The following is a 17,972-nucleotide window of genomic DNA, read 5'->3' as shown; positions in this document are numbered from 1 at the left end:
CCTGGGGAGCGGGGCCCGGGGCAGGAGATCGGCCCGGCGGCGGGGAGCGGCGCTGTTCGCCGGTCCGGTGGCCGGGGCTGCCGGTTCCGCCGGGCGCGGGAGACGGAGGGTTCTGGCGGGTCTGAGGGGTTCACCAGAGCCAGTGAGTCCTGGGGGATCGACGGGTTCCACGGGGTCGGTGGGCTCGAAGGGCCGGCGGTCGGGGACGCCGTGGTGGGCCGCCGTGGTGGCGGGGGCCGGTCTCCTCGCGATCGGGTTCGTCGGGGGGATCGTCTGGTGCGGCGCGGGGCTCGCCGTCGCGTACGCGGTGTGGTGGCGGGGCCGGACGGCGGAGCGGGCGGCCGACGAGGTCCTGGCCGAGGAGGTGGGGCGCCAGCTTCCGTTGGCGGCCGATCTCCTGGCCGCCTGTCTGGCCGCGGGGGCCGGCCCCAGGGAGGCCGCGGAGGCGGTCGGGGGCTCGCTCGGCGGCCCGGTGGGGGAGCGGCTGGCGCAGGCCGCCGCGGAGGTGCGGCTGGGCGGCGATCCGGCCGTGGCCTGGGGGCGGCTCGGTGAGCTGCCGGGGGCCGGGAGCACGGCCCGCTGTCTGGAGCGGGCACAGGCCACAGGTGTTCCGGCCGTGGAGCCCATGGCCCGCCTGGCGGCGCACCTGCGCGCGGGGCGGGCGCGGGCGGCGGCGATACGGGCCAGGCGGGCGGGCGTGCTGGCCACGGCACCGCTGGGCCTGTGCTTCCTGCCCGCCTTCCTGGCCGTCGGGGTGGTCCCGGTGGTGATCGGACTGGCCGGCGGGCTGATGCGAAGCACGTGACCGGCGAAAGGGCCCGGTCATGAGGAAAGTGACGAGGCGCCAGGCGGGAGCGGGTCCGTGGCGCAGGGGGAGGAAACGACGATGGCGACAGCGATGGGAACGGCCGTGACGGAGACGGCGGCGGCCTGGTGGTCGCGGTGCCGGCGGCGGGCGCGGAGCGCCGGGGAGGCCGGGATGACGACCGCGGAGTACGCGGTGGGGACGCTCGCCGCCTGTGCGCTGGCGGCGGTGCTCTACAAGGTGGTCACGAGCGGGCCGGTGAACGCGGCGTTGCAGCAGCTGATCGTGAAGGCGCTCCATGCGACGTTCTGACGGGCGGTCGGCGCGGGCCGGGGGCGACGGCGGTTATGTGACCGCCGAGGCGGCGCTGGTGATGCCGGTGCTGGTGTTCCTCACGCTCGCCCTGATCTGGGGAGTGATGGCGTCGGCCGCGCAGATCCAGTGCGTGGACGCGGCGCGGGCGGGGGCGCGGGCGGCCGCCCGGGACGACCCGCCGGCGGCGGCCGTCGCCGCGGCCCGGTCGGCGGCCCCGCGCGGCGCGCGGATCTCGGTGGCGCGGGAGGGGGACCTGGTACGGGTGCGGGTCCGGGCGGAGGCGGCCGGCCCTGGACCACTGGCGGTGCCGCTGGGCGGAGAGGCGGTGGCCCTTGCGGAGGACACGGTGGGGTGACCGGGGCATGGCGTCGGTGTGGGTGGCGGTCGCGGCCATGGCGTTCTGTGTGGTGTTCGCCGCGGTGATGGCCATGGGCCAGGCTGTGGCGGCCCGGCACCGGGCGGGAGGCGCGGCGGATCTGGCGGTGCTGGCGGCGGCCGATCACGCCCTCCTCGGCGAGGGCACGGCCTGCCGGCTGGCCCGCGAGGTCGCCGCGGCCCAGGCGGCGCGCGTGGTGCGGTGCGCGGTGCGGGGGGAGTTCGCGGACGTGGAGGCGGAGGCGAGGGCCGGCCCCTACGCCGTACGGGTCCGCTCCCGGGCGGGGCCGCCCCAGGCCCTCCCCTGAGTCCAGGGCGCCACCCCGGGGGACCCTACGGCCCCTCTGGGGCCTCCCTGCCCTCCTGGCCCTCCCCGCCCTCGGTGTTCTCCGGGTTCTCCGGGTTCTCCGGGGCGGGGGCGCCGGCGAGGAGGTGGGTCAGGAGGCGGATCGCCGCCCGTTTGTCGAGCGGGTCGTTGCCGTTGCCGCACTTGGGGGACTGGATGCACGAGGGGCAGCCGGTGTCGCACTCGCAGGCGGCGATCGCCTCGCGGGTGGCGCCGAGCCAGCGGGCGGCCGTGTGGAAGGCGCGCTCGGCGAATCCGGCGCCGCCGGGCTGGCCGTCGTAGACGAAGACGGTGGGGAGGAGGGTGTCGGGGTGGAGGGGCACGGAGACGCCTCCGATGTCCCAGCGGTCGCAGGTGGCGAAGAGGGGGAGCATGCCGATGGAGGCGTGTTCGGCGGCGTGGAGGGCGCCGCCGAGGGCCTCGGGGATGATCCGGGCGGCGTCGAGCTGGTCCTCGGTGACCGTCCACCACACGGCGCGGGTGCGCAGGGTGCGGGGCGGCAGGTCCAGCTTGGTCTCGCCGAGGACCTCGCCGGTGATCAGTTTGCGGCGGAGGAAGGAGACGACCTGGTTGGTGACCTCGACGGAGCCGAAGCACAACCGCGCGTCCCCCCAGGGGATCTCGGTGGTGGTCTCCAGGACGGAGATGGCGGTGGTGTCGCGGGCGGTCGTCGAATACGGCGGGTCGGCCTGCTCGACGAGGGCGACGGACTCGTCCAGGTCGAGGTGGCGCACGAGGTAGGTGCGGCCCTGGTGGAGGTGGACGGCGCCCTCGTGGACGGTGCCGTGGGCGGCGGCCGCGTCCACGGTGCCGAGCAGCCGGCCCGTGCCCTCCTCCACGATCTGGACGGGCCGCCCGCCGCCGCCCCGGATGTCGGCGAGGTCGGCGGCCCGTTCGCGGCGGGTCCAGTGCCAGGCGGAGGCCCGGCGCCGGAGCAGCTTGCGGGCTTCGAGCTGGGAGATGACGACCATGGCCTCAGGGCCGAAGAGCGACAGGTCGGACTCGGTGAGCGGCAGTTCCTCGGCCGCGGCGCACAGATGGGGGGCGAGGACGTAGGGGTTGTCCGGGTCGAGGACGGTGGACTCGACGGGCTGCCGGAACAGAGCGTCGGGGTGGTGGACGAGGTAGGTGTCCAGCGGGTCGTCCCGGGCGACGAGGACGGCGAGCGCGCCCCGGCCCGTACGTCCCGCGCGGCCGGCCTGCTGCCACAGGGAGGCGCGGGTGCCGGGGTAGCCGGACAGCAGGACGGCGTCGAGGCCGGCGACGTCGACGCCCAGTTCGAGGGCGGAGGTGGCGGCGAGGCCCAGCAGCTCGCCGGTGTGGAGGGCGCGCTCGATGGCGCGGCGTTCCTCGGGGAGGTAGCCGCCGCGGTAGGCGGCGACGCGGGAGGGGAGGGAGCGGTCGACGGCGGCGAGGCGTTCCTGCGCGATCAGGGAGACCAGCTCGGCGCCGCGCCGGGAGCGGACGAAGGCGACGGTGCGGACGCCCTGGACGGCGAGGTCGGTGAGGAGCTCGGCGGTCTCGGCGGTGGCGGTGCGGCGGACGGGGGCGCCGCGCTCGCCGTGGAGCTCGGTGAGCGGGGGCTCCCAGAGGGCGAAGACGAGCTCGCCGCGCGGTGAGGCGTCCTCGGTGACGCCGGTGACCGGAAGGCCGGTGAGGCGGCTCGCGGCGACGGCGGGTTCCGAGGCGGTCGCGGAGGCGAGGAGGAAGACGGGGTCGGAGCCGTAGCGGGCGCAGACGCGCCGCAGCCGGCGCAGCACCTGGGCGACGTGCGAGCCGAAGACGCCGCGGTAGGTGTGGCACTCGTCGATGACGACGTAGCGCAGGGCGCGCAGGAAGGAGGCCCAGCGGGGGTGGGCCGGCAGGATCGAACGGTGGAGCATGTCGGGATTGGTCAGCGCGTAGTTGGCGTACTGGCGCACCCATTCGCGTTCCTCGACCGGCGTGTCGCCGTCGTAGACGGCGGGCCGGACGCCCTTGCCCAGGGGCTCGGCCAGGGCGCGGACGGCGCGGCGCTGGTCGGCCGCCAGGGCCTTGGTGGGGGCGAGGTAGAGGGCGGTGGTGCCGCGTCCATTGGGGGCCTCGGAGCCGTCCAGGAGGGTGCTGAGCACCGGCGCCAGATACGCGAGGGACTTGCCGGAGGCGGTGCCGGTGGCCACGACCACGGACTCGCCGCGCAGCGCGTGCTCGGCGGTGCGTGCCTGGTGGGCCCAGGGTCGTTCGATGCCGGCCGCCCGGATGGCGTCGATGACCTCCGGCCGGATCTTCTCGGGCCAGGGGGCATGACGTCCGGGACGCGGGGGCAAGTGCTCCGTATGAGTGATGCGTGCAGCCCGGCTCGGCCCGGCGGCGATGCGGTCGAGGACCGTCCGGGGAGCGGGATGTACGCCCGCCTCCGGCGGGAGTTGATCGTTGGCCATCGACACCGAGTGTGTCACTGGAGTGACGGACAATGGCGTCAAGGCGTCGTGCACGCCTGCCGGTAAGTGATTGAATGCCATCGCGGCTGCCGATCCATGGGGGGCGACCGCTCGATGCAAGGTGCTGGAGGATCCGTGGACCTGTCCCTGTCGACCGAGACCGTAGGCGACCGCACGGTTGTCCGGGTCGGTGGCGAGATTGATGTGTACACCGCGCCCAAGCTGCGGGAGCAGCTGGTCGAGCTGGTCAACGACGGCAGCTATCACCTCGTCGTGGACATGGAGGGCGTCGACTTCCTCGACTCCACCGGGCTCGGCGTGCTGGTCGGCGGACTGAAGCGGGTACGGGCCCATGAGGGCTCGCTGCGGCTGGTCTGCAACCAGGAGCGCATTCTGAAGATTTTCCGTATCACCGGCCTGACCAAGGTGTTCCCGATTCACACCTCGGTCGAGGACGCGGTGCAGGCGACCGACTGACACCCCGCCGGGCGGACGCGGCGGCCGGGCTGACCGGCCGGTGGCGGACGCCCGACGACAGAACCGCGCCGGGGGGTCATGGGCCCGAGGGTCCGGCCCCTCCGCGAGTCCGCCCTCTTCCAGGAGAGGGAAAGAGGGCACGTTCCACCGAGGGGGATGGCATGGCCACCGTCGAACTTCTCTTCAGTGCCCTTCCCGAGCACGTCCGGACCGCCAGGCTCGTGGCGGCCGCGGTGGCGCGCCGGGCCGGAGTCGACGAGGCCGTGCTGGACGAGGTCCGGCTCGCCGTCGGTGAGGCCTGTTCGCGTGCCGTCAGCCTTCATGCCAGCCAGGGGATCTCCAGCCCGGTGCGGGTCGTGCTGACCGAGGACGAGAAGAAGTTCTCCATCGAGGTCGACGATGACGCCCCGCGGGCCACTCCGGTGGCCCTGGCCACGTCGGGTGCGGCGGGCGCGTCGGCGTCACCGGGCTCCGCCGGTGCCGGCCGGGCGCCCGAGGAGGCCGGTGGTGGCGACAGCGAGGACGACATGGGTCTCGCGGTGATCAGCGGTTTGGTCGACGACGTCGAGGTCTCGGCCGGTGAGGCCGGCGGGACGATCCGGATGAGCTGGCCGACGACCCCGGCCCCCGCCGCGTCGTAGCCCGCCCGTCACGCCCTGGCCCGTCAGCCGTGTCCTGGCCCGTCGGCCGCGTCCTGGCCCGTCGGCCGCGTCCTGGCCCGTCGGCCGCGTCCTGGCCCGTCGGCCGCGTCCTGGCCCGTCGGCCGCGTCCTGGCCCGTCGGCCACCTCCTAGCCGTCAGCCACCTCCTAGCCGTCAGCCGCGTCCTGGCCCGTCGGCCATGTTCTGGCCCACCCCTCGCGCCCTGGCTGCCTGTCCCGTCCTGGCCCCTCCGCCACGCCCTGGCCGGCCGCGTCCGGCCGCCGCCTCGTGGCCCCGGCCGGTGCCCGCCGACCGTAGGCCGGTGGCCGTCTTCTGCTGTAGGCCGGGCGCCTCAGGTGCCGTATTCGCGACCGGGGAAGGGGCGAGCGTGCCCGGGGCGTGGCCGATCGTGTCCGCGTTCCTGTCCCTCCCGCCTCAGGCTCCCGTCGTGCGTTCCGCGCGGGTTTCCCGGATCTTCACGGGGAGCGTCGCATCGGCGGATCATTTCCGGGATCTTCACCGATGAACAATGCGCCGGGAATCTCGAAGCGTCTCATTCCGTTTGCCGCGCTCTGTTTTGATCCGGTCATGCTCCCTACAATCCGTCCATCTTGAGCTCAGGACGCCTGAGCGTGGCGGCCGTTCCCGTGCCTGTCCCCGTTGTCGCGGTGCGGCCGCGCGCCCATGTGCCAAACGTCAGGGAGGACGAATGGCGGGGCCTTTTACCCCTCGACAGGTGGACTTCACTCAGACTCTCGCGGTCGAGCTGACCGACGGCAATCGCACCCTGGTGATGGTGATCGCGGCGGTCGCGATCGCGGCACTCGCGGTGGCGGTGGTACTGGTGCGACAGGTGCTCTCGGCCGGCGAGGGGACCGATTCCATGCGGAGAATCGCCGCGGCGGTGCAGGAGGGCGCGAACGCCTATCTCGCCCGGCAGTTGCGCACGCTCGGCGTGTTCGCCGTGATCGTGTTCTTCCTCCTCATGCTGCTTCCGGCGGACAACTGGTCGCAGCGGCTCGGTCGTTCGCTCTTCTTCCTGGTCGGCGCGCTCTTCTCGGCGGCGACCGGCTACCTCGGCATGTGGCTGGCGGTGCGCAGCAATGTGCGGGTGGCCGCCGCCGCGCGTGAGGCCACGCCCGCCGAGGGCGAACCCGAGAAGGACCTGACGGCCGTCGCGCACCGGGCCATGAAGATCGCGTTCCGCACGGGTGGCGTCGTGGGGATGTGCACCGTCGGGCTGGGCCTGCTGGGCGCCTCCTGCGTCGTTCTGGTGTACGCGGCCGACGCGCCCAAGGTGCTGGAGGGCTTCGGCTTCGGTGCCGCCCTGCTGGCCATGTTCATGAGGGTCGGCGGCGGCATCTTCACCAAGGCCGCCGACGTGGGCGCCGACCTGGTCGGCAAGGTGGAGCAGGGCATTCCGGAGGACGACCCGCGCAATGCCGCCACCATCGCCGACAACGTGGGCGATAACGTCGGCGACTGCGCGGGCATGGCGGCCGACCTCTTCGAGTCCTACGCGGTCACGCTCGTCGCCGCGCTGATCCTGGGCAAGGCCGCCTTCGGCGACGCGGGGCTCGCCTTCCCGCTGCTCGTGCCCGCCATCGGTGTGGTGACCGCGATGATCGGCATCTTCGCGGTGGCGCCCCGGCGCAGCGACCGGAGCGGCATGACCGCCATCAACCGGGGCTTCTTCATCTCGGCCGTCATCTCCCTCGCCCTGGTGGCGGTGGCGGTGTTCGCCTATCTGCCGTCGAGCTACGCGGACCTGGCCGGCATCGGTGACGAGGCGATCAGCGGCCACGGCGGGGACCCGCGGGTGCTCGCGCTCGTGGCCGTCGCCATCGGCATCGTGCTGGCCGCCCTCATCCAGCAGCTCACCGGCTACTTCACGGAGACCGGCCGGCGGCCCGTGCGCGACATCGGCAGGACCTCCCTGACCGGACCCGCGACCGTCGTGCTCTCCGGCATCTCCGTCGGGCTGGAGTCGGCGGTCTACTCGGCGGTGCTGATCGCGCTCGGCGTCTACGGCGCGTTCCTGCTGGGCGGCACCTCCATCATGCTGGCGCTGTTCGCGGTGGCCCTGGCCGGTACGGGTCTGCTCACCACCGTCGGGGTCATCGTCGCCATGGACACCTTCGGGCCGGTCTCGGACAACGCGCAGGGCATCGCCGAGATGTCCGGCGACGTCGAGGGCGCGGGCGCGCGGGTGCTCACCGACCTCGACGCCGTCGGCAACACCACCAAGGCGATCACCAAGGGCATCGCCATCGCCACGGCCGTGCTGGCCGCGTCGGCGCTGTTCGGGTCGTACCGCGACGCGATCGCCACCGCCGTCGCGGACGTACAGGCCGACGCGGGGGCGCTCGGCCTGAGCCTGGACATCTCGCAGCCGAACAACCTCGTGGGCCTGGTGCTCGGCGCCGCGGTCGTCTTCCTCTTCTCCGGCCTGGCCATCAACGCGGTGTCCCGGTCGGCCGGCGCGGTGGTCTACGAGGTGCGCCGGCAGTTCCGCGAGCACCCCGGGATCATGGACTACAGCGAGAAGCCGGAGTACGGGCGGGTGGTGGACATCTGCACCAAGGACGCCCTGCGCGAACTGGCCACGCCCGGCCTGCTCGCCGTCATGGCGCCCATCGCCGTCGGCTTCTCGCTCGGCGTCGGGGCGCTCGGCTCGTACCTCGCGGGCGCGATCGGCACCGGCACGCTGATGGCCGTCTTCCTCGCCAACTCCGGTGGCGCCTGGGACAACGCGAAGAAGCTGGTCGAGGACGGGCACCACGGCGGCAAGGGCAGCGAGGCGCACGCGGCGACGGTCATCGGCGACACCGTCGGCGACCCTTTCAAGGACACCGCCGGTCCCGCCATCAACCCGCTGCTGAAGGTGATGAACCTGGTCGCGCTGCTCATCGCGCCGGCCGTGGTGAAGTTCTCGTACGGCGCCGACGCCAACCGGGGTCTGCGGATCGCCGTCGCGGTGGTGGCGATCGTCGTCATCGTGGGCGCGGTCTACGTGTCCCGGCGGCGCGGTGTGGCCATGGACGGCGACCCCGGGCCGGCGACGCGGCCGGCCGATCCGGCGGTGGTCTCCTGACGGTTCCTCAGCGCGGCACGCGACGGCCGAGCACGTGACGGCCGAGCACGTGACGGCCGAGTACGTGACGGCCGAGTACGTGACGGCCGAGTGCGTGACGGCCGAGCACGCGTCGGCCGAGTATGTGACGGCCGGACGCGTGCCGGAGCGCACCGTACGTCCTCCGTTCGTCCTCCGTTCGTCCCCGCGGAAAGGGCCACCACGTGCGGCGAATGCCACGCCCAGCGTGGTGCAAATGGATTGAAATAAGGACGTATGGTGTGCTCGGCTCCTGGCGCTCGTGCCCCGGCCGTGTAAGTTCCGGGGCCGAGAGCCATTGAAGGGACCAATCCGGTGAACAAGAAGCTTGTGGCTGCTCTGTCCGGCGGGGCGGCACTTGTCCTGGCGCTGACGGGCTGCGGCGGTGGCGGCGACGACAGCAAGAAGAAGCTCGACGACTGGGCCAAGAACGTCTGTGACCAGATGCAGCCTCAGGTGAAGAAGATCCAGGAGGCCAACTCCTCGATCGCCAATGTCCAGAACGAGGAGGACTCGAAGAAGATCCAGCAGACCGATTCGACGGCCTTCCAGGCCAACGCCGACGCCTACAAGGCGCTGGCCACCTCGGTCGACCGTGCCGGCGCGCCGCCCGTCAAGGACGGCGAGACCAGCCAGAAGAACGCGGTCAAGGCGCTCAACGACCTCTCCGCGGCCTACACGGGTCTGAAGAAGCGCATCGACGAGCTGGACATCAAGGACAAGGCGAAGTTCGCCGAGGGCCTCAAGGGCATCGCCGGGGACATCGGCAAGCTCAGCAGCCGCAGCGACGACGCGCTCAAGAAGCTCCAGTCCGGTGACGTGGGCAAGGCGATGGCGCAGCAGCCGGGCTGCAAGTCGAACGCCTCGTCGACGCCGACCAAGAAGTGACGTCGGCCAAGAAGTGACGTCGGCCGAGAAGTGACGCCGATCAGGAAATGAAACGCCGGCCGGGAAGTGCCCCGGTCGGCCGTTCCGTTGGCTTCGTCCGGCGCGTCGCCCCCGTGGGCGCCGCGCCGGGCTTTCGCCATTCTCCGCGGGCGCCCCGACAATGGTCCCGTGAGTACCACGCACCTCCCCACCGCCGACCCCGCGCGCACCGCCCGGCTGCGCGACTCCCTGCTGGCCGCGGCCTTCACCGCCGACGGCCTCCTCGAGCTGCTGGGCGCCCCCGCCTACGCCGCGCTCGCCCGCAGCGAGACCGTTCCCGCCCTGCGCGCCACGCGCGGCGACGGCCCGCTGGAGACGCTGGTCCGGCTGTTCCTGTTGCAGCGCCCGGTGCCGTACGGGCAGGCCGCCGCCGTGCTTCCGGTCGACGACTGTCTCGCGGACGGCTGGCTGGTGCGCGACGCGCGGGACGAGACGCTGGTGCGGGCGACCGTGGACGTGCGCCCGTACGGCGGTCCCGAGGGCCAGGACTGGTGGATCGTCTCCGACCTGGGGTGCGCCGTCGGCGGCGCGGGCGGGATCGCCGGGGGCCCGGGCGGCCCGGCCGGCGTGGACCGTTCGGAGCTCGTCCTCGGCGTGGGCGGCGCGTCCACCACGCTCGCCGGGATCACGGTCCGCACCCCCGTGGGGAGCGCCCTCGACCTGGGCACCGGTTCCGGCATCCAGGCCCTCCACGCGGCCCAGCACGCCACCCGGGTCACGGCCACCGACCTCAACCCGCGCGCACTGGGCATCGCCCGGCTCACGCTCGCACTGTCCGGCGCACCGGAGGCCGATCTGCGCCAGGGTTCGCTCTTCGAGCCGGTCGCCGGGGAGACCTTCGACCTGATCGTCTCCAACCCTCCTTTCGTCATCTCCCCCGGCGCCCGTCTGACCTACCGCGACGGCGGCATGGGTGGCGACGACCTGTGCCGGACGCTGGTCGGCGGGGCGGCGGAGCGGCTCAACGACGGCGGCTACTGCCAGCTTCTGGCCAATTGGCAGCACGTCGAGGGCGAGGACTGGCGGGAGCGGCTGGCCTCCTGGGTGCCGCGCGGCTGCGACGCGTGGATCGTCCAGCGCGAGGTGCAGGACGTCACGCAGTACGCCGAGCTGTGGCTGCGCGACGCCGGCGACCACCGCACCACGCCGGAGGAGTACGCGGCCCGCTACGACGCGTGGCTGGACGAGTTCGAGGCCCGGCGGACCAAGGGCATCGGATTTGGCTGGATCACGCTGCGCAAGACGGGTTCCGACCGTCCCTCCGTGATCGCCGAGGAGTGGCCGCACCCGGTCGAGCAGCCGCTGGGCGACACCGTGCGGGCGCATTTCGAGCGGCAGGACTTCCTGCGCGGCCACGACGACGCCGCGCTGCTCGCCGCGCACTACCGGCTGGCCCCCGAGGTGGCACAGGAGCAGGTCGGCCTGCCGGGCGCCGAGGACCCCGAGCACGTGGTGCTGCGGCAGAACAGGGGCATGCGGCGGGCCACGAAGGTCGACACGGTGGGTGCCGGGTTCGCGGGCGTGTGTGACGGCTCTCTCAGCGCCGGCCGCATCCTGGACGCCATCGCCCAGCTGGTGGGGGAGGACCCGGTGCTGCTGCGCGACCGCACCCCCGAGTCCATCCGGACGCTTGTCGACCAGGGCTTCCTCACTCCGGTCAGCGGCTGAGCCGGCCGCCGGGGCCGCTCGCGGACTGCCGAGAAGGGGGGATGGAGGGGTCGTGTTCGCGTCAGGTTTTTCACTTCCCCCCTTCCCCCCGGGTCGTGGCAGCCTTGCCAGTGGCGGTGTGACGGTCCGGGCGGCAGACAGGACGCTTGTCGGGTTACCGTTCGAGTGGCGTTGCGGGCTTTTTCCGTTTGACACGGGGGCGGGATGTACCGTCACACTCCGCAGCGTCACGTAACGCCCACACGAAACGCCCACACCGAGTGCCGACCGGAAGAAGAGCGAAGTTGTCCCCGACCAGCGAGACCGCACAGGGCGGCCGCCGACTCGTCATCGTCGAGTCGCCTGCCAAGGCGAAGACGATCAAGGGCTACCTCGGCCCCGGATACGTCGTCGAGGCGAGCGTCGGGCACATCCGTGACCTGCCGAACGGGGCCGCCGAGGTCCCGGCCAAGTACAAGGGTGAGCCCTGGGCCCGGCTCGGCGTGAACGTCGAGGCGGACTTCCAGCCCATCTATGTCGTCAACGCCGACAAGAAGGACCAGGTCAAGAAGCTCAAGGAGCTGCTGTCCGAGTCCGACGAGCTCTTCCTGGCCACCGATGAGGACCGCGAGGGCGAGGCCATCGCCTGGCACCTCCAGGAAGTGCTCAAGCCCAAGGTCCCGGTCCGCCGGATGGTCTTCCACGAGATCACCAAGGACGCCATCCAGGCCGCCGTCGCCAATCCGCGCGAGCTGAACAAGCGGCTCGTCGACGCCCAGGAGACCCGCCGCATCCTCGACCGCCTCTACGGCTACGAGGTCTCGCCGGTCCTGTGGAAGAAGGTCATGCCGCGGCTCTCGGCCGGCCGTGTGCAGTCCGTGGCCACCCGTCTCGTCGTCGAGCGGGAGCGCGAGCGCATCGCCTTCCGCTCCGCCGAGTACTGGGACCTCACCGGCGTCTTCGGCACCGGCCGGGCGGGCGACGCGGGCGACCCGGCGACCATCGCCGCCCGGCTGACCTCGGTCGACGGCCGGCGCGTGGCCCAGGGCCGCGACTTCGGCTCGACCGGGCGGCTCAAGGACGGCGCTCCGGTGCTGCACCTGGACGAGGCGAACGCCCGCGCGCTGGCCGCGGCGCTCGCGGACGCGTCGTTCGCCGTGCGCTCCGTCGAGTCCAAGCCGTACCGCCGTTCGCCGTACGCCCCCTTCCGCACCACCACGCTCCAGCAGGAGGCCTCGCGCAAGCTGGGCTTCGGCGCCAAGGCGACGATGCAGGTGGCACAGAAGCTGTACGAGAACGGCTTCATCACCTATATGCGTACGGACTCCACCACGCTGTCCGACACGGCCGTGAAGGCGGCCCGTGCCCAGGTCACGCAGCTGTACGGGGCCGACTACCTGCCGGAGAAGCCGCGCACGTACGCGGGCAAGGTCAAGAACGCCCAGGAGGCGCACGAGGCGATCCGTCCTTCGGGTGATCGTTTCCGCACTCCCGCGGAGACCGGTCTGACCGGTGATCAGTTCCGGCTCTACGAGCTGATCTGGAAGCGGACCGTCGCCTCCCAGATGAAGGACGCGATCGGCAACTCCGTCACCGTGCGGATCGGCGGCCGGTCCGCCGACGGCCGGGACGCCGAGTTCAGCGCGTCCGGCAAGACCATCACCTTCCACGGCTTCATGAAGGCCTACGTCGAGGGTGCCGACGACCCGAACGCCGAGCTCGACGACCGCGAGCGCCGGCTGCCGCAGGTCGCCGAGGGCGACGCGCTGACGGCCGAGGAGATCGCCGCCGACGGCCACGCCACCAAGCCCCCGGCCCGCTACACCGAGGCGTCGCTGGTCAAGGAGCTGGAGGAGCGGGAGATCGGCCGCCCGTCGACGTACGCGTCGATCATCGGCACGATCCTCGACCGCGGCTACGTCTTCAAGAAGGGCACGGCCCTGGTGCCGTCCTTCCTGAGCTTCGCCGTGGTCAACCTGCTGGAGAAGCACTTCGGCCGGCTCGTCGACTACGACTTCACCGCCTCCATGGAGGAGGACCTCGACCGCATCGCCCGCGGCGAGGCCCAGGCCGTGCCGTGGCTGCGCCGGTTCTACTTCGGCGAGGGCGAGGGTGTCGGGGGCGGCGCCGCGGACGCCGGCAACGGCGACGGCGACCACCTCGGCGGCCTCAAGGAGCTCGTCACCGACCTGGGCGCGATCGACGCCCGCGAGGTGTCCTCCTTCCCCGTCGGCAACGACATCGTGCTGCGCGTCGGCCGCTACGGCCCCTACGTCGAGCGCGGCGAGAAGGACGCGGAGGGCCACCAGCGGGCCGACGTGCCCGGCGACCTCGCCCCCGACGAGCTCACGGTGGAGTACGCCGAGGAGCTGCTCGCCAAGCCGAGCGGCGACTTCGAGCTGGGCCGGGACCCCGTCTCGGGCCACCAGATCGTCGCCAAGGACGGCCGCTACGGCCCGTACGTCACGGAGATCCTCCCCGAGGGCACCCCGAAGACCGGCAAGAACGCGGTCAAGCCGCGGACGGCGTCGCTCTTCAAGTCGATGTCCCTCGACACGGTGACGCTCGACGACGCCCTGAAGCTGATGTCGCTGCCGCGCGTCGTCGGCGCCGACGCCGAGGGCGTGGAGATCACCGCGCAGAACGGCCGCTACGGTCCGTACCTGAAGAAGGGCACGGACTCGCGGTCGCTGGAAACCGAGGACCAGCTCTTCACGATCACGCTGGACGAGGCCCTGGCCATCTACGCGCAGCCCAAGCAGCGCGGCCGGGCCGCGGCCAAGCCCCCGCTGAAGGAACTGGGCACCGACCCGGTCAGCGAGCGCCCGGTCGTGGTGAAGGACGGCCGCTTCGGCCCGTACGTCACCGACGGCGAGACGAACGCGACCCTGCGCCGCGACGACGACGTCGAGACGATCACGCCGGAGCGCGGTTACGAGCTGCTGGCCGAGAAGCGCGCGAAGGGCCCGGCGAAGAAGACCGCCAAGAAGGCCGTGGCGAAGAAGACGACGGCCAAGAAGGCGCCGGCGAAGAAGACCGCCGCGAAGAAGACCGCCGCCAAGAAGACGACGACGACCAAGAAGGCCGCCGCCACGAAGAAGACGGCGGCGAAGAAGACGACGGCCGCGGCGGCGAAGGCGGCCGCGGAGGCGCCGGCTTCGGCGTCGGCCTCGGCGGAATAGGCGTCGCCTTCGGCGGAGTGACAGCTGGTCGGTGGGGGTGGACCTGGGCGGTCCACCCCCGCCACCGTGTTCCGGGGGTGTGCACCCGGACACATGTTCGTTCACGCGTTCGGCGCAAGGTTCGGCATTCGGGCACTCCGGATAGGCTGGCAGGATGACGCGAGCCCAGCAGCCAACAGGGGAATCCCCCACTTCCGGAGCACTGGCGGCGGACTCCCGCGAGCGTGCCGTACGGGCCCTGCTCCGCTTCCGTCCGCTCAGGCGCCTGTGGAGCGCCCAGGTCAGCGGGGGCGTCGGCGACGCCCTCTCCGTCCTCGTCCTTCTGCTCCTGTCGTTGCAGGCCGCGCTGGTCGCGGGATCGTTCGGCGGCGGGTACCGGGGCGCGGCCCTGGCCGTCGCGGCCGTCGTCGCCGCGCGGCTGCTCGCGACGCTCCTCTTCGGCGCGGCCCTGCTCGGGCCGCTGTCCTCGCTGTTCGCCCCGGCCGGCCCGCTGGACCGCCGCTGGAGCATGATCGGCGCGGACGGGCTGCGGCTGGTGCTGCTCGGCCTGGCGCCGACCTGGATCGACCTCACCGAGGGCAAGGCGCTCGCCTGCCTGCTGGTGACCGCCTTCGTCGCCGGCGTCGCCGAACGCGTCTGGACCGTCTCCAAGGACGGCGCCGTGCCGGCCCTGATGCCGAACGCGCCGCCGGAGGGCGACGCCGTACGGCCGCTGCCCGACCACTACGCGGCGCTGCGCCTGCTGACCCTGCGGACGACGTTTGTCGCCCTGCCGCTGGCCGCCGCCGCTCTCGTCGCCGTCACGCTCGTCGGCAACGTGCTGGGCGGCGCCGGGCTCGACTGGTTCCACAGCCACCAGGCCGCCCTGGGCGCGTACCTGGCCGCCGCGCTCTTCGCGACGTCGGGCACGATCCTCTACCTCCTGCCGCTCCCGGGTGTACCCAAGGGCGCGCAGGCACCTCGCGTGCGTTCCCCCCTTGAGGGGATGCGCCGCCCCAAGACCGCTGACGGCACGCCCGACCCCGGCCGTACCGGCGCGATCCCTGTCCTGGTCCTGGCCTGCGCCGCCGTCGCCGGAGCGATCGCCGCGGCCGTCGGCGTCGCCGTGCTCCAGGCCGGTGAGCTCGGCGGCGGCCCCGTCGGCTTCGGGCTGCTCGTCCTCGCGCTCAGCGGCGGCCCGGTCGCCGGCATCCGGGGCGCCCGCAAGGTGCTGCCCGGCTTCTCCCGGCGCCGCCTGCTCGCGCTGGCGCTCGCCCTGACCGGCCTGGCGCTGCTCGCCGCCGGCCTGGTCCCCGACCCGACGACCGTCCTGCTGCTCCTCCTCGTCGCGGGCGTCGGTGCCGGCGTCGTCGCCGGCACTGGGCACGCCCTCCTCGACCAGGAGACCGAGGAGAACCACCGGGCCCGCGTCACCGAGCACCTGCACGCCGTCGTCCGCGTCCTCGTCGCCGTGGGCGCCGTCGTGGCCCCCGTCTTCGCCGCGCTCGTCGGCCCGCACCGGGTCGAGAGCGGCAACTTCGTCTTCGCGCACGGCGGGGCCGCGTTCACCCTGATGCTCGTCGGCGCCCTCCTGCTGCCCGTCGGCGCGATCGTCCTGGGCAAGACCGACGACCGTCACGGCGTGCCGTTCCACAAGGACCTGCTGGACACGCTGCGCGGCGGCGAACCGGCCGAGGGCACCAGCCCCACCGGCTTCTTCATCGCCTTCGAGGGTGGCGACGGCGCCGGCAAGTCCACCCAGGTGCGGGCCGTCGCGGAGTGGATCCGCGCCAAGGGCCACGAGGTCGTCGTGACCCGCGAGCCGGGCGCCACGGCCATCGGCAAGCGGCTGCGCGCCATCCTGCTGGACGTCGCGTCCGCCGGACTGTCCGACCGCGCCGAGGCACTGCTCTACGCCGCCGACCGCGCCGAGCACGTCGACTCCGTCGTCCGCCCCGCCCTCGCGCGCGGCGCGGTCGTCATCACGGACCGCTACATCGACTCCTCCGTCGCCTACCAGGGCGCCGGGCGCGACCTGTCCCCGACCGAGATCGCCCGCATCTCCCGCTGGGCGACCGACGGCCTCGTACCGAACCTGACCGTGCTCCTCGACGTCTCGCCGGAGACCGCCCGCGAGCGCTTCACCGAGGCGCCGGACCGGCTGGAGTCGGAGCCCGCCGAGTTCCACCAGCGGGTCCGCGCCGGCTTCCTGACCCTCGCCGCCGCCGACCCGGCGCGGTACCTCGTCGTGGACGCCGGCCAGGAGCCGGAAGCCGTCACCTCCCTCGTACGCCACCGGCTCGACCGGACGCTGCCGCTGTCCGCGGCCGAGATCGAGGCCCGCGAGGCCGCCCGTGAAGCCGCCCGCAAGGCGGCCGAGGAGGAGGCCCGGCGCAAGGCCGAGGAAGAGGCCGCGCGCAAGGCCGAGGAGGAGCGGCTGGCGCGCGAGCGCCAGGAGCGGGAGCGCGCCGAGGCGGAGGAGCGCGAGCGCCGCGAGGAGGAGCGCCTGGCGGAGGAGGCCCGGCAGCGCGCCGAGGTCGCCCGCAAGGCGGCGGAGGAGGAGCAGCGCCGCCGCGCGGCGGAGGAGCGCGCCCGCGCCGCCGAGCAGGAACGGCTCCGCAAGCAGGCGGAGGAGGAGGCCCGGCAGCGTGCCGAGGCCGAGGAACGACGCCTGGAGAAGCAGCGCAGGGCCGAGGAGGCCCTGCTGAAGGCCGAACGGGCACGGCTGGCGGCGGAGGCCGCGGCGGCAGCGGCGGCGGGTGCGGCGGCAGCGGCGGCGGTGGCGAACGCGGCCGACGCGGCCGACGCGGCCTCCGCGGCCTCCGCGGCTGAGGCGCCGACGGTGGAGCGTCCGGCGGTGGGCGCGACCGACGAGCCGACCGTGGAGACGCGGATGCCGGACGCCTCCGGCGAGCGGGACGCGGAAGAGGCGCCCGCCGATCCGCGTGATGCTTGGACGGCGAAGCTGACGAAGTCGGACGAGCCCGCGGCCGCGGTACGTCCGCCGGTCGTCGGGACGGGTCCGCTCCGCAAGGCCGCTGACGCGGCCGGCGCCGGGGACGCCCCCACCGTGGAAACGCCGGCGCCGGCGCCGCGCGGCACGGAGGACGAGACGGCGGTCCTGCCGCCCGTCCGGGACGAGGACGAGACGGCGGTACTGCCTCCGGTGGACGGCGGGAGCCGGAAGCCGGCGTGGCCGGCCATGCCGCCGACGGCTCCGCCGGCCGCGCGCGTCACGTGGGGCCTGGAGCCCCCGGCGGGTGCGGCGGGCTCGGAGTCGGAGGAGACGGCGGTGCTGCCCAAGCCGGCCACCCCGCCCGTACCGGCGGCCCGTCCGGAGGACCCGGCGGACCGGGTGCCGGACTGGCTGTTCCGGAAGCAGGACGAGGCCGCCGCGGACGCCCCGGGCGAAGCCGAGCCCACCCGTCGCCTGCCGCACGTCGACGGCGAGGACGAGAGCGAGAGCGAGGGCGGCGACCGTACACCCCAGCGGCCCGTACGGAAGGCACGGCGCCGGCCCGAGTGGGCGGACGACGCCCCCACGCTGGCGGACGACCTCCTCGGCCGCCGCGACCGCGGCGACGACGGGGACCGCGAGCGCGGCTGAGCCGCCCACGGCTCCGCCGGCCCTGCACGCGACGACGCCCGTACCGGTCGCCGTTCTGGGGGACCCGGTGGACCGGGTCTCCGACCGGGCGGGCGGTGACGGGGCGCGCGAGCGCGGCTGAGCCGTGCCCGGCGCGGGTG

Annotated in this window: 12 protein-coding genes; 11 read left to right on the top strand and 1 reads right to left on the bottom strand. The window is 73.6% G+C overall.

Annotated features, from left to right (window positions below; genetic code table 11):
• Positions 1-178 precede the first annotated feature (178 nt).
• The 4 genes from AC07BS_RS14200 to AC07BS_RS14185 all read left to right on the top strand — a co-directional run bounded on the left by AC07BS_RS14200 (position 179) and on the right by AC07BS_RS14185 (position 1,803).
• On the top strand, positions 179-805 hold the full coding sequence (locus AC07BS_RS14200; RefSeq protein ID WP_478932254.1) for a type II secretion system F family protein: 627 nt from the start codon (positions 179-181) through the stop codon (positions 803-805).
• Positions 806-886: 81 nt separating this feature from the next.
• A complete protein-coding gene (locus tag AC07BS_RS14195) occupies positions 887-1,117 on the top strand; it encodes a DUF4244 domain-containing protein (RefSeq protein WP_478932252.1) in 231 nt (76 codons plus the stop codon).
• A complete protein-coding gene (locus AC07BS_RS14190) occupies positions 1,104-1,475 on the top strand; it encodes a TadE family type IV pilus minor pilin (RefSeq protein WP_478645644.1) in 372 nt (123 codons plus the stop codon). The genes AC07BS_RS14195 and AC07BS_RS14190 overlap by 14 nt, the downstream gene beginning before the upstream one ends.
• 7 nt (positions 1,476-1,482) lie before the next feature.
• A complete protein-coding gene (locus tag AC07BS_RS14185; RefSeq protein WP_478645647.1) occupies positions 1,483-1,803 on the top strand; it encodes an Rv3654c family TadE-like protein in 321 nt (106 codons plus the stop codon).
• A 25-nt stretch (positions 1,804-1,828) separates the two neighbouring features.
• Here AC07BS_RS14185 and AC07BS_RS14180 read toward each other — a convergent pair whose 3' ends face one another.
• Positions 1,829-4,342, bottom strand: coding sequence for a DEAD/DEAH box helicase (locus tag AC07BS_RS14180; RefSeq protein ID WP_478932250.1), 2,514 nt, complete (start codon positions 4,340-4,342; stop codon positions 1,829-1,831).
• A 54-nt stretch (positions 4,343-4,396) separates the two neighbouring features.
• Here AC07BS_RS14180 and bldG point away from each other — a divergent pair, with 54 nt between their 5' ends.
• From bldG to tmk, 7 genes are all read left to right on the top strand, one after another.
• Entirely contained in the window at positions 4,397-4,738 is a 342-nt protein-coding gene (gene bldG, locus AC07BS_RS14175; RefSeq protein ID WP_030367299.1) for an anti-sigma factor antagonist BldG, read from the top strand.
• A gap of 161 nt (positions 4,739-4,899) precedes the next feature.
• On the top strand, positions 4,900-5,379 hold the full coding sequence (locus tag AC07BS_RS14170) for an ATP-binding protein (protein WP_478645652.1): 480 nt from the start codon (positions 4,900-4,902) through the stop codon (positions 5,377-5,379).
• A gap of 708 nt (positions 5,380-6,087) precedes the next feature.
• A complete protein-coding gene (locus AC07BS_RS14165) occupies positions 6,088-8,472 on the top strand; it encodes a sodium-translocating pyrophosphatase (protein ID WP_478932248.1) in 2,385 nt (794 codons plus the stop codon).
• A 333-nt stretch (positions 8,473-8,805) separates the two neighbouring features.
• Positions 8,806-9,378, top strand: a complete 573-nt coding sequence (locus tag AC07BS_RS14160; protein WP_478645656.1) for a small secreted protein — start codon at positions 8,806-8,808, stop codon at positions 9,376-9,378.
• Between the two features lie 168 nt (positions 9,379-9,546).
• A complete protein-coding gene (locus AC07BS_RS14155; RefSeq protein ID WP_478932246.1) occupies positions 9,547-11,085 on the top strand; it encodes a DUF7059 domain-containing protein in 1,539 nt (512 codons plus the stop codon).
• A 284-nt stretch (positions 11,086-11,369) separates the two neighbouring features.
• Positions 11,370-14,246, top strand: coding sequence for a type I DNA topoisomerase (gene topA, locus AC07BS_RS14150; protein WP_478932244.1), 2,877 nt, complete (start codon positions 11,370-11,372; stop codon positions 14,244-14,246).
• Between the two features lie 154 nt (positions 14,247-14,400).
• Complete coding sequence (gene tmk / locus AC07BS_RS14145) at positions 14,401-17,832, top strand: dTMP kinase (protein WP_478932243.1); 3,432 nt, start codon at positions 14,401-14,403, stop codon at positions 17,830-17,832.
• Positions 17,833-17,972: the final 140 nt, after the last annotated feature.

It is taken from the genome of Streptomyces sp. NPDC044063, assembly GCF_056434285.1.
This window is presented reverse-complemented; position numbering and strand designations above follow the sequence as displayed.

Coding starts and splice junctions, on each gene's coding strand:
- AC07BS_RS14195 (WP_478932252.1), top strand. CDS start 887: ATGGCGACAGCGATGGGAACGGCCGTGACGGAGACGGCGGCGGCCTGG.
- AC07BS_RS14190 (WP_478645644.1), top strand. CDS start 1,104: ATGCGACGTTCTGACGGGCGGTCGGCGCGGGCCGGGGGCGACGGCGGT.
- AC07BS_RS14185 (WP_478645647.1), top strand. CDS start 1,483: ATGGCGTCGGTGTGGGTGGCGGTCGCGGCCATGGCGTTCTGTGTGGTG.
- AC07BS_RS14180 (WP_478932250.1), bottom strand. CDS start 4,342: ATGGCATTCAATCACTTACCGGCAGGCGTGCACGACGCCTTGACGCCA.
- AC07BS_RS14170 (WP_478645652.1), top strand. CDS start 4,900: ATGGCCACCGTCGAACTTCTCTTCAGTGCCCTTCCCGAGCACGTCCGG.
- AC07BS_RS14165 (WP_478932248.1), top strand. CDS start 6,088: ATGGCGGGGCCTTTTACCCCTCGACAGGTGGACTTCACTCAGACTCTC.
- tmk (WP_478932243.1), top strand. CDS start 14,401: ATGACGCGAGCCCAGCAGCCAACAGGGGAATCCCCCACTTCCGGAGCA.